Below are 16,084 nucleotides of genomic sequence, written 5' to 3' on the forward strand. Positions count from 1 at the left end.
TGCTCGCGATGGCGTTGTGTCAGTCGCCGAATATATTGACTGATCCAGCGCTTTCGCGAGCAAGCCCGCTCCCACATTTTAGACCGCGCTCATCCAGCGATTTATGGCGTGCGGTTACGCCGTGTCTCGATGATGTTCGGCAACTGGGAGATACGCCCCAGCAACCGCCCCAACGCGTCCAGCCCCGGAATCTCGATGGTCAGGGACATCAGTGCAGTGTTGTCCTCTTTGTTCGAGCGGGTATTGACTGCCAGTACGTTGATCCGCTCATTGAGCAGCACTTGCGAAACGTCCCGCAGCAGACCCGAGCGGTCGTAGGCACGGATGATGATGTCCACCGGGTAGGTGAGCACCGGCACCGGCCCCCAACTGACCTGGATGATCCGCTCCGGCTCACGCCCGCCCAACTGCAGCACCGAGGCGCAGTCCTGGCGGTGAATGCTCACCCCACGGCCCTGGGTGATGTAGCCGACGATGGCATCGCCCGGCAACGGCTGGCAGCAGCCGGCCATCTGGGTCATCAGGTTGCCTACGCCCTGGATCTGGATATCGCCGCGCTTGCCCGGCTTGTAGCCGGTGGCCTTGCGTGGGATCAGTTCCAGTTGCTCGCTGCCACGCTCCGGTTCCACCAGTTGCTGGGCCAGGTTGACCAACTGCGCCAGGCGCAGGTCGCCGGCACCGAGGGCAGCGAACATGTCTTCGGCAATCTTCATGTTGGCCTTTTCGGCCAACTTGTCGAAATCCACCTGGGGCAGGCCCAGGCGCCCCAGCTCGCGCTCGAGCAAGGTCTTGCCGGCGGCGACGTTCTGGTCCCGCGCCTGCAGCTTGAACCAGTGGACAATCTTCGCCCGCGCACGCGACGTGGTGATGTAGCCCAGGTTCGGGTTCAGCCAGTCGCGGCTCGGCGTACCGTGCTTGCTGGTGATGATCTCGACCTGCTCACCGGTCTGCAGGCTGTAGTTGAGCGGCACGATGCGCCCGTTGATCTTGGCGCCACGGCAGTTGTGGCCGATCTCGGTGTGCACGCGGTAGGCAAAGTCCAGCGGCGTCGCCCCCTTGGGCAAGTCGATGGCGTGGCCATCGGGGGTGAAGATGTAGACCCGGTCGGGCTCGATATCCACCCGCAGTTGCTCGGCCAGGCCGCCGATATCGCCCAGTTCTTCGTGCCATTCCAGCACTTGGCGCAGCCAGGAGATTTTCTCTTCGTACTGGTTGGAGCCCGACTTGACGTCGGTACCCTTGTAGCGCCAGTGCGCACACACGCCCAACTCTGCCTCTTCGTGCATGGCGTGGGTACGGATCTGCACTTCCAGCACCTTGCCCTCGGGGCCGATCACCGCCGTGTGCAGCGAGCGGTAGCCGTTCTCCTTGGGGTTGGCGATGTAGTCGTCGAACTCTTTGGGAATGTGCCGCCACAGCGTATGGACGATACCCAGCGCGGTGTAGCAGTCGCGCATTTCCGGCACCAGCACACGCACGGCGCGCACGTCGTAGATCTGGCTGAAGGCCAGGCCCTTGCGCTGCATTTTGCGCCAGATCGAATAGATGTGCTTTGCCCGGCCGCTGATATCGGCTTCGACACCGGTAGCCTGCAATTCCGAGCGCAACTGGCCCATCACATCGCTGATGAAGCGCTCACGGTCCAGCCGCCGCTCATGCAGCAGGGTCGCGATCTGTTTGTATTGATCGGGCTCCAGGTAGCGGAAGGACAAGTCCTCCAGCTCCCACTTGATATGGCCGATGCCCAGGCGGTGAGCCAGGGGCGCGTAGATATCGAAGACCTCACGGGCAACCCGATTGCGCTTTTCGTCATCGGCGGTTTTCACCGCACGGATCGCGCAGGTGCGCTCGGCCAGCTTGATCAGCGCGACGCGTACGTCGTCGACCATCGCCACCAGCATCTTGCGCAGGTTTTCCACCTGCCCCTGGGTGCCGAGCACCATCGACTGGCGCGGGCTGAGGCTGGCGCTGATCGCAGCCATACGCAACACGCCATCGATCAGCTTGGCCACCACCGCGCCGAAACGCTGGCTGACCAGCGGCAACGCAATATGCCCTTCGCGCACACCGCGATAGAGCACCGCGGCGATCAGCGAATCCTGGTCCAGCTTGAGGTCGGCGAGGATCTCGGCGATTTCAAGCCCGGTACGAAAACTGGATGTTCCTTCGGCCCAGAGGTTCTTGGCCGCATTGTCTTGCTGTTCTGCCTCGCGAGCGAACTCGCAGGCGGCTTTCAAGGCTTCACGGTCCAGTGCCGGATCGACACTGATGGCATGATCCAGCCATGCCTCGAGATTGATACTGCCGTCGGTGTTGATCGGCTGGTGTGCTCTCACCTGTACCATCTTGCTTACCTTCCCTACGACGCGCCTGTAGCGCGTCAAAATCGCTGACCCTTGTAACGCGAACTCCCTGGCAGGTCACAGGCCCTGGAGAACGCAGGCCAGTCGGACTAAGCGAGCATCCTAGCTCGCTTCAAATAACGCCATCGCCTCGACATGCGCAGTTTGCGGAAACATATCGAGGATCCCGGCACGTTTTAGCCGGTAGCCTTGCTTGACCAACTCGACAGTGTCCCGCGCCAGCGTGGCTGGATTGCAGGACACATACACCAGGCGATCAGCCCCCAGACTGGCGAGCTTGCGCACAACCTCCAGGGCACCATCGCGGGGTGGGTCCAAGAGTACCGCAGAAAAGCCTGCTTTGGCCCACTGCGCATCACTCAAAGGCTGGGACAAATCGGCCTGAAAAAACTGCACATTATGCAAATTGTTGCTTGCGGCATTCAGCGCCGCGCGGTCCACCATGGCCTGCACGCCCTCTACCGCCACCACCTCACGCACTTGGCGCGCCAGAGGCAGGGCAAAGTTGCCAAGGCCGCAGAACAGGTCCAGCACCCGTTCGTCGGAACGTGGTGCCAGCCAATCCAGCGCCTGGGCAACCATCGCTTCGTTGACCCCGGCGTTGACCTGCACAAAATCCCCAGGCCGGTAAGCCAGGTCCAAGTCCCACTGCTGCAGACGATAGCCCAGGCCCGCCCCGGCCGCGAACGGCTGCGGCTCGCCCTCTCCATGCAGCCACAACTGGGCATCATGGAAGGCACAGAATTCTTGCAGCACCACCAGGTCGGCATCCGACAGCGGCGCCATATGCCGCAGCAACACGGCAATCGACGAGCCACTGAACAACTCCACATGCCCCAGGGCCTGAGGTTTGCTCAGGCGCCGCAACATGTTGGGCAGGCGCTGCATGATCGGTTGCAAGGCCTGTACCAGCACAGGGCAATCATCGATGGCCACGATGTCCTGGCTGGCCACGGCGCGAAAGCCAACGTCCAGGCGCTTGGCCTTGAGGTCATAGCGCACGGCCACGCGGGCCCGGCGGCGATAGCCGAACTCGGGCCCGCTCAACGGCGCGGCCCATTCCTGGGGCTCGACCCCGGCAACACGGGACAATTGCTCGGCGAGCATGCGCTGTTTCAGGGCAAGCTGTTCGTCATGGGGCAAGTGTTGCAGGCTGCATCCGCCACAACGGCCGGCATGGGCGCACGGCGCCGGGCGACGCAGTTCGCTGGCCTTGAACACCCGTTCGGTGCGGGCCTCGACCACTTTGCCATGGGCACCCAGCACCCGCGCCTCGACCTCTTCGCCGGCCAGTGCACCCACTACAAACCAGGTGCGGCCTTCGAAAAACACGATCCCCCGGCCATCGTTGGCCAGGCGTTCGATGGTCAGGCGCTGTTTTTTACCGACCGGGATTTGTGGCGCCCGATTACCGCCCGTTGGCTGGAAACGCAGGCCTCGCTCTTGCTTGGCCATCAGTTGGGCGCGTCGAAAATGCCGGTCGACAGGTAACGGTCGCCTCGGTCACAGATGATCGCGACGATCACCGCGTTTTCCAGTTCTGCAGACAAGCGCAACATGCCGGCCACAGCGCCACCCGAGGACACACCGCAGAAGATGCCTTCTTCACGGGCCAGGCGACGGGTAGTGTCTTCGGCTTCACGCTGGGCCATGTCGATGATGCGATCGACGCGGGCGGCGTTGTAGATCTTTGGCAGATACTCCTCGGGCCAGCGGCGGATACCGGGGATCGCCGCGCCTTCCATCGGTTGCAGGCCAACGATCTGGATCGCCGGGTTCTGCTCCTTGAGGTAGCGCGAGTTACCCATGATGGTACCGGTGGTGCCCATGGAACTGACGAAATGGGTGATGGTGCCCTGGGTCTGGCGCCAGATTTCCGGGCCGGTGCTGGCGTAGTGCGCTTCCGGGTTGTCACCGTTGGCGAACTGGTCCAGGACCTGGCCACGGCCTTCGGCGGCCATGCGCTCGGCGAGATCGCGCGCGCCTTCCATGCCTTCTTCCGGGGTGACCAGCAACAGCTCGGCACCATAGGCGGTCATCGCCGCCTTGCGCTCGGCGCTGCCGTTGTCGGGCATGATCAGGATCATCTTGTAGCCCTTGATCGCCGCGGCCATGGCCAGAGCAATCCCGGTATTGCCGGAGGTGGCTTCGATCAGGGTGTCGCCGGGCTTGATCTGCCCACGCAACTCGGCGCGGGTGATCATCGACAACGCCGGGCGGTCCTTGACCGAGCCTGCCGGGTTATTACCCTCGAGCTTGAGCAGCAAGGTATTGCTGGTGTTACCCGCCATGCGCTGCAAGCGGACCAGGGGGGTGTTGCCGACGCAATCGGCGATGGTTGGGTACTGCAAGGTCATGGCGTATTCGCAATCCAGACTGCGGGGGCGCCTATCATACCGGCAAACGCCGGCGGGCCATATCACGCAAAGTGTGGTGCTTATAACTCAATGAACTAAAGCCCAGGGCTGTCGGTGGAGAGGGGCTTCTCTGCCACAACAGCCCCTCTGCCACAACAGCTCCCTGGCCACAGGAGTTACACGGTATCCACCTTCAATGAATGATCGTTGAGCATCCCGTTAATGATGGTCGCCGTGTCTGCCCCACCCGCAATCAGGCCACCCGCCCCCGGTGTCACGCCATATTGGGTCGCCAGGTTGACGCCGGCCAGGTCGATGGTCTGGGTAGCCGTGGCCCCTGCAACAGAGCTGATGTCGATGGTGGTCGTGCCGCTCACCACCTTGAAGTGCAGGTAATCATCCAGGGACGCCGTCGTCGCATTCTCCCCTTGCAGCAATTGCGAGAGGTCCAGCTTGTCGGTGCCCACGGTAAAGTCGGTGATGACGTCGTGCCCGCTACCGCCGGTGAGGTAATGGAAGGTGTCGGCACCCGCGCCGCCGGTCAGGGTGTTGTTGCCCGGACCACCGATCAGGATGTCATCGCCGCCCTCGCCCTTGAGGGTGTCATTGCCCAGCCCGCCCGAGATCAGGTTGTTGCTGCCGTTGCCGGTGAGGAAGTCGTTGAAGTTGGAACCGATCAGGTTCTCCAGGGCCGTCAATGTATCGGTCCCGGCGCCCCCCGTGATTTGCCCTCCCACCGTGCCAAGGTTGACGGTCACGCCCGACGTGGCATTGGCGTAACTCACGGTATCGATGCCCGCACCGCCATCGAGCAGGTCATTGCCGATGCCACTGAACAGCAGGTCATTGCCATTGCCGCCGTGCATCTCGTTGTTGCCATTGCCAGCACTCAGTACATCATTGCCATCGCCGCCATTGAGGATGTTGTTACCGGGCCCGGCCATGAGGATGTCATCACCGTTGGTACCGGTGAGGGTGGTGCCGGCCTGGTAGGTGATGTCTACGGCGGCGCTGTCGCTGCCGCCGTGGTTATCGCTGACCGAGTAGTTACCGTGGTAGTCCGGCGTGTAGTCCTGGGCGCCGGCATAGTTGATCTTCATATCTAACTGGTAGCTTTCTGCGCCATTGACGTTGCCACCTGCTGGATTGGTGGTGTTGGCAATGTGAATCTGATAGCTACCGTCCGTTAACGCAGTCAGCGTCGCGCCATCCGCGAGAGGGAGTTCTCCGCCACCGTTGAGCGAATAGGTCATGACGATGTTACCGACCGGCCGGTTGTGATCCAGGTTGAGGGTCTCCCCCGCCCTGAGTGTGACCGTCACGCGATCGTCGGGCGTAGTGCCGCCGACACTGCTGAGATTGCCGGTGATCGCAAGGGCTGCGGTCAGGGCCCCGATATCGGCAAACGAGGTACGTACATCCCCCAGGGTTGTACCGGTAAGCGTTCTGGCCCCCGTCCCGGTAAACGCCGCGTTCTTGGCCACCCAGCCGGTTGGAAAACTGGTGGGGATAGCCGTCAGGTTGTCATGGTTGGCATCGCTGTCATTGGCCAGCAGCAACTGCGCAGGCACAACAATGTTGCCCGACAGGATATTGGTGATCACATGGTCATCACCGGCCACCGGTGCCACGTTGGGGTTGACCTTGACCACCAGGCTGGAGGTCGCCAGGTCGCCGTCGTTATCGCTGACGGTCACGCCAAAGGTCTCGGTGACCAGCGAGCCCGTCAACTTCGGCGGGTTATAGCGGAACTCGCCGTTGTCCATGTCGACGATCAGCGTGCCCCCCTGATTGGTGGTGATGGTAATACTGTTGCTGACGGTGTCGAACGTGCCATGCCCGCCCGGCAGGTTGGCGCTCATCGAGCCCCCCGCCGCCGGGTTGTAGGTGTAGGTGATGCCGTCTACCGTGAGGGATTTGACGAAGCCACCGTCGGCACCAAATGTGCCATCGGTCAGCAGGCTACCCGTGACTGGCGCGCCCTGCACCGTGCCGGCCAGCACCGCATCCAGGCCCGCCAGGTTGGCAACCACTACCGCATTGGTATTGGTGTGGGTACTGCCGTCATAAGCCACCGGGTCCAGGTAAATGCCGTTGACGCCCGCGCCCAGGCCAATGGCATAGGCCTTGATGCCGTTGGCATCGAGGAAGGCCCGCCATACGCCTTCTTCAGTGGCATCGATACCGTCGCCGTACTCCGGGTTGACCGCGTTGCCAGGGTTGTTCGGGTTATTGGTGTTGGACGTGGTGGGGTTACCGTCCGAGAAGAAGTACGCCACGTTCTGCGCACCCTCCAGCTTGCCGGCGGTGCCGTAGGCGGTCTGCGCAGTGCCCAGGGCCGAGTCGTAGTTGGTGCCATTGAACGCGGTGAGGCCGTTGACCAGGGTCTTGGCCGTGGCGACGCTGACCCATTGGCTGCTCAACTGTTGCGAGCTGTCGTTGAAGGTCACGATCTGCACCTTCACGTCGCCCATATCGTCATAGCGGTTAAGCAACTGGGTGATGGACGCCTTGGCCAGGTCGAGCCGCGTACCGCCGGCCCCAGACGCGTCATTCATGCTGCCGGAAATGTCGATGATCAGCAGCAGGTTGGAATCCACCTCCGTCGCCGTGACCTCACGCGCGCTGGACACCACTATTGGCATGTCGTCGACAATACTCACCACGATGCTGCTGGTGGTGGAGTTGCCCAGTTGGTCGGTGACCTTGTAGGTGAAGGTCTCGGTCAGCACATTCGGCCCGTCATTGCTGTTGGGCAAGGTCTTCGGTGCCGACGTCAGGGTGTAGGTGTAGGTGCCATTGGCATTGAGCAGGATCTGCCCATAGCTGCCCGTCGCACTGCCCACCAGGCTGAAACTCAACGGGCCAGTGCCGCCGGTGGTCGAGCCCACCAGGGTGCCAGTGGCCGTTTCGCTGGTGGCGGTCGGGTCGCTGCCGATCACAGTGCCGGGCGCCAGGTCGAGGCCATCGAGTTTCAGGTCCAGGGCTTTTTCGTAGACCGTGACATCGCCATCGACGCTAGCCACCAGGCCACTGTCGGCCACATTGATGGTCAAGGTCGTGGTGCTCAAGTCACCGTCTGCATCACGCACGGTGTAGACAAAGGTGTCCACCGCTCCGGGTGGGTTCACCGAGTTGGGGTTGCTGTGATACACGGCATTGCCGTTCGCATCCAGGGTCAGGTAGCCGAAGCTGCCGGTGATATTCCCGCCCAGGCCACCACTGGCCGGCGTACCGACACCACTCCCTGCCCGCACCCCGACCACCGCACCCGCCAGGGTGGGGCTATCGGCACCGCCGACATCATTGCCCAACACATTGACGCTGACCACACCGCCCTCTGCTACCGAGCGCACATCGGGATTGGCGATGGGCAGGTCATCGATGATGTTGATATCAATCGTGCCCGTCGCCGTATTGGTGTCGTAATCGCTGGCCGTGACCGAAATTTGCTCGGACAGGCTGTTGGCCCCGCTGGCATTGGGGTGCGTTTCGTTGTCGAGCAGGGTGTAGCGGTAGCTGACCACCCCGGTGTTGGGGTCGTAGCCAGTGACAACAAAGCTGTTGCCCAGCAGGGTGCCTTCCGACAGCGGGAAGGTGGCAACCACCCCGTTGGTCACCACATTCAGGCCACCGACCGTGAGGTTTTTCAAACCATCCAGGGCGGTCACGGTGAAGGTACCGGTCTGAGTCAACAAGGGCGTGTTCGGGTTGGAACCATCGACCAGGTTTTTTTCAAAGACGGTCAACTCCCCGCCAGTCAGATCCAGGCCAGTCAGCACTACCGGGTCGTTGTTGTTATGCACCTGGAGCACCAACTTGGCGGTGCTGGTATCGCCGTCACTGTCGTTCAACTGGTAGGTGAAAGTCTCGGTACCGTTCCCCCCGCCGTGCAGGGCGATAAATTGGGAGTCGGTCTTGTCGAGGGTGTAGGTGTAGCTGCCGTCGGCAAACAGTTGCAGGGTCCCGTAGGTGCCAACAATGGTGTTTGGCGTGACCGGGCCGGTGGCGATGCGGTCGGCGCCTTGTACGTCATTGCCCAGCACGCTGCCGGTCAGGGTGAGCTGGCTTTCAGAGGCCACGCCGCCGGGGTTGTCGTCGAAGGCTTTTGGCACATCGTCGACCACATTGACGTCCAACGTGCCCGTAGCACCGCTGTTGTTGCTGTCGGTGGCAGTCACCGTGAACGACTCGCTGATGCTGTTAGTGCCTGCGCCGGTTGGGTGGCTGTCAGTGCCGTTGAGGGTGTAGCTGTAGCTGATTACACCGGTGCTGGCGTTGTAGCCGGTGATGGTCAGGGTGTTGCCGAAACCGGTGGGCTCCGACTGCGGGAAGGTCGCGGCGACGCCGTTGGTGACGACGCTGATACCGCCCACCGTCAGGTTTTTCAGGCCATCCAGTGCGGTCACGGTAAAGGTGCCGGATTGGGTCAAAGCAGACCCATCGATAGCGCTGCCCAATGGCAGGTTTTTCTCGTAGACGGTGACTTCGCCGCCGTTTACTTCCAGGCCGGCCAGAACCACAGGATCGTCGTTGTTATGCACCTGCAAGACGAGGTTGGCGGTGCTGGTATCGCCATCGCTGTCGTTCAGTTGGTAAGTGAAAGTCTCAGTCCCGCTGCCACCACCATTCAGGGCCATGAACTGTGGATCGGTTTTGTCCAGGGTGTAGGTGTAGCTGCCATCGGCAAACAATTGCAGGGTGCCGTAAGTACCGACGATGGTGTTCGGTGTGACGGGACCGGTGGAGACCCGATCAGCACCTTGCACATCGTTACCCAGCACGCTGCCGGTCAGTGTGAGCTGGCTTTCAGAGGCCACGCCGCCTGGGTTGTCGTCGAAGGCTCTTGGCACATCGTCGACCACATTGACGTCCAACGTGCCCGTAGCGCCGCTGTTGTTGCTGTCGGTGGCAGTCACCGTGAACGACTCGCTGATGCTGTTAGTGCCTGCGCCGGTTGGGTGGCTATCAGTGCCGTTGAGGGTGTAGCTGTAGCTGATTACACCGGTGCTGGCGTTGTAGCCGGTGATGGTCAGGGTGTTGCCGAAGCCAGTAGGTTCCGATTGCGGAAAAGTCGCGGTGACGCCATTGGTGACGACGCTGATACCGCCCACAGTCAGGTTTTTCAGTCCATCCAATGCGGTCACGGTGAAGGTGCCGGATTGGGTCAATGCAGACCCATCGTTGGCGCTGCCCAACGGCAGGTTTTTCTCGTAGACCGTCACCTCCCCGCCGTTCACTTCAAGACCAGTCAATACCACTGGATCGTCGTTGTTATGCACCTGCAAGACGAGGTTGGCGGTGCTGGTGTCGCCGTCGCTGTCGTTCAGTTGGTAAGTGAAAGTCTCAGTCCCGCTGCCACCACCATTCAGAGCCATGAACTGCGGATCGGTCTTGTCCAGGGTGTAAACATAGCTGCCATCGGCAACCAATTGCAGTGTGCCGTAGGTACCAACAATCGTATTTGGCGTGACGGGGCCGGTGGCGACCCGATCAGCACCTTGCACATCGTTACCCAGCACGCTGCCGGTCAGGGTGAGCTGGCTTTCAGAGGCCACGCCGCCGGGGTTGTCGTCGAAGGCTTTTGGCACATCGTCGACCACATTGACGTCCAACGTGCCCGTAGCGCCGCTGTTGTTGCTGTCGGTGGCGGTCACCGTGAACGACTCTCTGATGCTGTTAGTGCCTGCGCCGGTTGGGTGGCTGTCAGTGCCGTTGAGGGTGTAGCTGTAGCTGATTACACCGGTGCTAGCGTTGTAGCCGGTGATGGTCAGGGTGTTACCAAAACCGGTGGGTTCCGATTGCGGGAAGGTCGCCGCCACGCCATTGGTGACGACGCTGATACCGCCCACAGTCAGGTTTTTCAGCCCATCCAATGCGGTCACGGTGAAGGTGCCGGATTGGGTCAAAGCAGACCCATCGATAGCGCTGCCCAGCGGCAGGTTTTTCTCATAGACAGTGACTTCCCCGCCGTTCACCTCAAGGCCCGTCAGTACCACTGGATCGTCGTTGTTATGGACCTGCAAGACGAGATTGGCGGTGCTGGTATCGCCGTCACTGTCGTTCAACTGGTAGGTGAAAGTCTCGGTACCGTTCCCCCCGCCGTGCAGGGCGATAAATTGGGGGGCGGTCTTGTCGAGGGTGTAGGTGTAGCTGCCGTCGGCAAACAGTTGCAGTGTGCCGTAAGTACCGACGATGGTGTTCGGTGTTACGGGCCCGGTGGCGATCCGATCCGCGCCTTGTACGTCATTGCCCAGCACGCTGCCATTGAGGATGAGCTGGCTTTCAGAGGCCACACCGCCGGGGTTGTCGTCGAAGGCTTTTGGCACGTCATCAACCACATTGACGTCCAACGTGCCCGTAGCGCCGCTGTTGTTGCTGTCGGTGGCAGTCACCGTGAACGACTCGCTGATGCTGTTAGTGCCTGCGCCGGTTGGGTGGCTGTCAGTGCCGTTGAGGGTGTAGCTGTAGCTGATCACACCAGTACTGGCGTTGTAGCCGGTGATGGTCAGGGTGTTGCCGAAGCCAGTAGGTTCCGATTGCGGGAAAGTCGCGGCGACGCCATTGGTGACGACGCTGATACCGCCCACATTCAGGTTTTTCAAGCCATCCAAGGCGGTCACGGTGAAGGTGCCGGATTGGGTCAGAGCAGGCCCATCGATAGCGCTGCCCAATGGCAGGTTTTTCTCGTAGACGGTGACTTCCCCGCCGTTCACTTCAAGGCCCGTCAGTACCACTGGATCGTCGTTGTTATGCACCTGCAAGACGAGATTGGCGGTACTGGTATCGCCGTCGCTGTCATTCAATTGATAAGTGAAAGTCTCAGTGCCGCTGCCACCGCCGTTCAGGGCGATAAATTGTGGATCAGTCTTGTCCAGGGTGTAGGTGTAGCTGCCATCGGCGAAGAGCTGCAAGGTGCCATAAGTACCGGTGAAGGTACCGGCAGTTACCGGGCCAGTGGCGACCCGATCAGCACCTTGCACATCGTTACCCAGCACGCTGCCGGTCAGTGTGAGCTGGCTTTCAGAGGCCACGCCGCCGGGATTGTCGTCGAAGGCTTTTGGCACATCGTCGACCACATTGACGTCCAACGTGCCCGTAGCGCCGCTGTTGTTGCTATCGGTGGCAGTTACCGCAAACGACTCGCTGATGCTATTGGCATCCGCGCCGGTTGGGTGGCTGTCGGTACCGTTGAGCGTGTAGCTATAGCTGATCACGCCAGTACTGGCGTTGTAGCCGGTGATGGTCAGAGTGTTACCAAAACCGGTTGGCTCCGATTGCGGGAAGGTCGCCGCAACGCCATTGCTGACGACGCTGATACCGCCCACAGTCAGATTTTTCAGTCCATCCAATGCGGTCACAGTAAAGGTGCCGGATTGGGTCAAAGCAGACCCATCGATAGCGCTGCCCAGCGGCAGGTTTTTCTCATAGACAGTGACTTCCCCGCCGTTCACCTCAAGGCCCGTCAGTACCACAGGATCGTCGTTGTTATGCACCTGCAAGACGAGGCTGGCGGTACTGCTATCACCGTCGCTGTCGTTCAATTGATAAGTGAAGGTTTCAGTGCCGCTGCCGCCACCATTCAGAGCCATGAACTGTGGGTCGGTCTTATCGAGGGTGTACACATAGCTGCCGTCGGCGAAGAGCTGCAAGGTGCCATAAGTACCAGTGAACGTACCCGCAGTTACCGGGCCGGTGGCGACCCGATCCGCGCCTTGCACGTCATTGCCCAGCACGCTGCCAGTCAGGGTCAACAGGCTTTCAGACGCCACTTGCGCATTGCTGTCATCGGCAGCGGTCGGTACGTCGTCCACCACACTGATATGCAGCGTGCTGGTGGCCGTGCTGTTGTTGGTATCACTGGCGATCACGCTGAAGCTTTCGGTCAGTTCGTTCACCCCCGCCGCCGTTGGATGCGCCTCGGTGCCGGTCAAGGTGTAGCTGTAGCTGATTACTCCGGTGGCCGGGTCAAAACCGGTGATGGTCAGGGTATTGCCCAGGCCGGTGGCGATCGATTGCGGGAAGCCGGCGGCAACACCACCGGACACTACGCTGATACCGCCCACGGACAGGTTCTGCAAGCCGTCCGCTGCCGACACGGTCAGGCTGCCGGTGCGGGTCAGCGCGCCAGCGTCGGGGCTGCTGCCGTCCACCAGGTTCTTTTCATAAAGCGTCAGGTCGGCACCATTGATGCTGATGCCACCGATCACCACCGGATCGTCGTTGTTATGCACTTGCAGCACCAGGTTGGCGGTGCTGCTGTCGCCATCGGCGTCGGTCAGGGTGTAGGTGAAGGTTTCCGTGCCGTTGCCACCGCCCTGCAGCGTGACAAAGTCAGGGTCGGCGGTGTTCAGCGTGTAGGTGTAGCTGCCATCGGCAGCCAGGACCAGGGTGCCATATTGGCCGGTGAAGGTACCGCCGACGATGGGGCCGGTGGCGATACGGTCCGCTCCCTGGGTGTCGTTGTCCAATACGTTGCCGCTGAGGGTCAACAGGCTTTCCGACGCACTGCCCTCGTGGCTGTCGTCCAGCGCCTTGGGCACGTCATCGATCACGGTGATATCCAGGGAACCGGTGGCGGTGTCGTTGTCGCTATCGGTGGCAACCACCGCAAATTGTTCGCCCAGGCTGTTGGTGCCGCCACCTGACGGATGGGCCTCATTGCCGGTCAAGGTATAGCTGTAGCTGATCGCCCCGGTGGCCGCGTCGTAGCCGGTGATGCTCAGGGTGTTGCCCAGCCCGGTGGTGATGGTTTGCGGGAAGCTGCTGGCCACCCCGCCGCTGACCACGCTGATGCCGCCCACGGTCAGGCTTTGCAGGCCATCGGGCGCCGAGACGTTGAAGGTGCCGCTTTGCACCAGCGCCGCCGGATTACTGGCCGAGCCTTGGGCAAGATTGGCCTCGTCGAGCGTCAACTCACCGCCCTCGACCTCCAGCCCGCCCAGGCTCACCGGGTTGTCGGGAGGCACCACCACCGGCTGGTCGTTGCCGGTATCCGGCTGGCCGGCGACCTGGAACAACGGAAACTCGGGAATCGCGCCAAAGCCCGCCGTCGGAAAGCCGATGACCGGCTCCACGCGCCCGGCGACTTCGGTCAGCAGCACAAAGGAGTGCCCACCGCCCAACTCACCCGCCGCTGTGCTGCCGGTCTGGCCAGCAGCCGTGGCTTCACCGGTCTGGGTCGGGTCGGCACCGGCAGCAATGGCTTTTTGCAGTTGCTGCACATCGGTCAACTGCGCCTGGCTCGGCGCAAGGTCTTCAGACCCATGAACCTGCGGCGCCTGGCCGGCCAGCAGTTGCGGGGAGAGGCCCAGGCTGCTGTCGCGCCCCAGGGTCAGCTCATGGCCGTTGGTCAGTTGCACCGCCACCGCACCGGCCGCGCCGGTCTGCAGTTGCTCGCCGGCAAACAGTCGGTCGCCTTCGATCAGGCTCCGGCGGCTGCCATCTCCCGCCACGGCAAAGACTTCCCCAACCACCTTGCTGACAACACCGATTAACTTGGCCATGTGCTTATCTCCCTGTCCGACCCCAGTAGTCGGCACCTCGGTTACGTGCACAAATGCAGTGGATCCAGTGGCCCGGACCTTCGCCCGGAAGTGGCACAAAACTGATTCAAATCAGCCGCCAAACCGCGCTTCGACCCGCTTGCAGAGAGCCTTCCCAGGGACCAAGTGACAAAAAACCGTCACCCTTAAATTCCCTTTTTTCCGCTACCCCACGATCCGCTTGCACTTGCGATTGAACTTTCCAAGGCCCTGAAAATGCGCCGAAGCGCACATAACTCAAGGCTTGTGCTTTGAACAATGTCTTGCTTCACGCAGAACGCATAAGTTTTTTTGGACATAAACGTTATGAGAAATTCTTCTTAGGTCCTCCTGCAAATGTTCTTAGCTCTGTTGTTACAAGCCTGAGACGGTTTGCCCCCTAAATTCGTCAAATAAATGGCGACAGACCAGCAGCACTGATACACAGGAGATGTTCCCATGCGCGTCTTTACCCCCCTCTGCAGCGCCATTCTGATCGCCATGGCATGCACCAACACCCAAGCGATGTCGCTGACCCAAGCGATCCAAAGCACGCTGGACACTCACCCGGAACTCAATGCCAGCCGTAACAGCCGGCTGTCGGCTGATGAAGATGTGAAAGTCGCCAAGGGTGGCTTCTATCCCAGCCTCGACCTGAATGCCGCCTATGGCCGCGGCTACAGCGACAACAGCACCACCCGCGCGCGTGGCGGCAACCACCACACCGAGACCGACAATTACACCCAGTCAGAACTGCGCCTGCGCCAGATGCTGTTCGACGGCTTCAACACCTCCAACGAAGTGCAACGCACCGGCGCCGTGGTCAACTCACGTGCCTATTACACCCGCGGTACTGCCGAAAGCCTGGCCCTGCGCACCGTCGAGGTGTACCTGGAAGTGCTCAAGCGCCGCGACCTGCTGACCTTGGCCAAGAACAACCTGCAGGCGCACCTGCGGGTCACCGATCAGATCGGCCTGCGCACCGAGCGCGGCATCGGCAGTACCGCCGACCGCGACCAGTCCACCGCCCGTCGGGCCCTGGCGGACAACAACTACCAGACCGCCATGGTCGACCTGCAAGACGCCGAATCGAATTTTTATAGTGTGGTCGGGCGCATGCCGGACGAACTGGAAAGCCCAGCCTCGATCAAGGGTCAGTTGCCCGCCGACCAACTCGGTGCGCGGCGCAGCATGCTGGAGAACAACCCCTATCTGAAATCCGCCCATTCCGATGTGATGGCCGCCGAGAGTCAGTACGAAGTAGCCAAGTCGCCGTTCTACCCACGCTTCGACGCCGAGGCTGCGGTGGGCGCCAATAACAATGTGCAGGGCGACCTGGGCCACGACAATGAATGGCGGGTGGGCGTGGTGATGAACTACAACCTGTTCCGTGGCGGCAGCGACAAGGCCCGCCTGGCGTCGGACTCGCACAAGATCAACCAGGCCATGGACATCCGCAACAACGCCCTGCGCATGCTCAACGAGAACCTCAACCTGGCCTGGCACGCCATGGACAACGCACGCATCCAGACCCCTACCGCCCGCGAATACGCCGAAACCACCCAACGGGTGCGCGCGGCCTATCAGGATCAGTTCGGCCTGGGCCAGCGCACACTGCTGGACCTGCTGGACAGTGAAAACGAGCTGTACAACGCCAACCGGCGCTATACCGAAGTGCGCTACACCGAAGAGTTCTCCATGTACCGCGTGCTGGCCAACATGGGCGAGCTGCTGAACAAGGAGCGCGTGGTGGTGCCGGCCGAAGCCATTGCCCAGTCGGAAGTCAGAAGCGAAGCCCACTTGCCTGACCTGAAGTAGCCAACGACGTGGAGCAGACCGC

The 16,084-nt window shown here is 61.5% G+C and carries 5 protein-coding genes; 1 reads left to right on the forward strand and 4 read right to left on the reverse strand.

Annotation, left to right across the window (positions count from 1 at the left end):
* Window positions 1-101: 101 nt before the first annotated feature.
* From relA to HKK57_RS02375, 4 genes are all read right to left on the reverse strand, one after another.
* Window positions 102-2,345 (reverse strand): GTP diphosphokinase, encoded by a 2,244-nt coding sequence (gene relA / locus HKK57_RS02360; RefSeq protein ID WP_029292394.1) that lies wholly within the window; start codon window positions 2,343-2,345, stop codon window positions 102-104.
* 120 nt (window positions 2,346-2,465) lie between these two features.
* A complete protein-coding gene (gene rlmD / locus HKK57_RS02365) occupies window positions 2,466-3,818 on the reverse strand; it encodes a 23S rRNA (uracil(1939)-C(5))-methyltransferase RlmD (protein WP_169389722.1) in 1,353 nt (450 codons plus the stop codon).
* Window positions 3,818-4,720, reverse strand: a complete 903-nt coding sequence (gene cysM / locus HKK57_RS02370; RefSeq protein WP_029292392.1) for a cysteine synthase CysM — start codon at window positions 4,718-4,720, stop codon at window positions 3,818-3,820. The genes rlmD and cysM overlap by 1 nt, the downstream gene beginning before the upstream one ends.
* Window positions 4,721-4,896: 176 nt before the next feature.
* Complete coding sequence (locus HKK57_RS02375) at window positions 4,897-14,226, reverse strand: retention module-containing protein (protein ID WP_169389723.1); 9,330 nt, start codon at window positions 14,224-14,226, stop codon at window positions 4,897-4,899.
* A gap of 477 nt (window positions 14,227-14,703) precedes the next feature.
* Here HKK57_RS02375 and HKK57_RS02380 point away from each other — a divergent pair, with 477 nt between their 5' ends.
* Window positions 14,704-16,062 carry a TolC family outer membrane protein gene (locus HKK57_RS02380; protein ID WP_169389724.1) on the forward strand — a complete coding sequence of 453 codons (1,359 nt, stop codon included), beginning with the start codon at window positions 14,704-14,706 and terminating at the stop codon, window positions 16,060-16,062.
* The last annotated feature ends 22 nt before the right edge of the window (window positions 16,063-16,084 follow it).

Origin of the sequence: Pseudomonas sp. ADAK21, from assembly GCF_012935735.1 — a bacterium.
GTDB lineage: Bacteria > Pseudomonadota > Gammaproteobacteria > Pseudomonadales > Pseudomonadaceae > Aquipseudomonas > Aquipseudomonas proteolytica.

What these genes read in the sequence shown, in the direction of transcription:
- relA (WP_029292394.1), bottom strand. Translation starts at nt 2,345, where the DNA reads ATGGTACAGGTGAGAGCACACCAGCCGATCAACACCGACGGCAGTATC.
- rlmD (WP_169389722.1), bottom strand. Translation starts at nt 3,818, where the DNA reads ATGGCCAAGCAAGAGCGAGGCCTGCGTTTCCAGCCAACGGGCGGTAAT.
- cysM (WP_029292392.1), bottom strand. Translation starts at nt 4,720, where the DNA reads ATGACCTTGCAGTACCCAACCATCGCCGATTGCGTCGGCAACACCCCC.
- HKK57_RS02375 (WP_169389723.1), bottom strand. Translation starts at nt 14,226, where the DNA reads ATGGCCAAGTTAATCGGTGTTGTCAGCAAGGTGGTTGGGGAAGTCTTT.
- HKK57_RS02380 (WP_169389724.1), top strand. Translation starts at nt 14,704, where the DNA reads ATGCGCGTCTTTACCCCCCTCTGCAGCGCCATTCTGATCGCCATGGCA.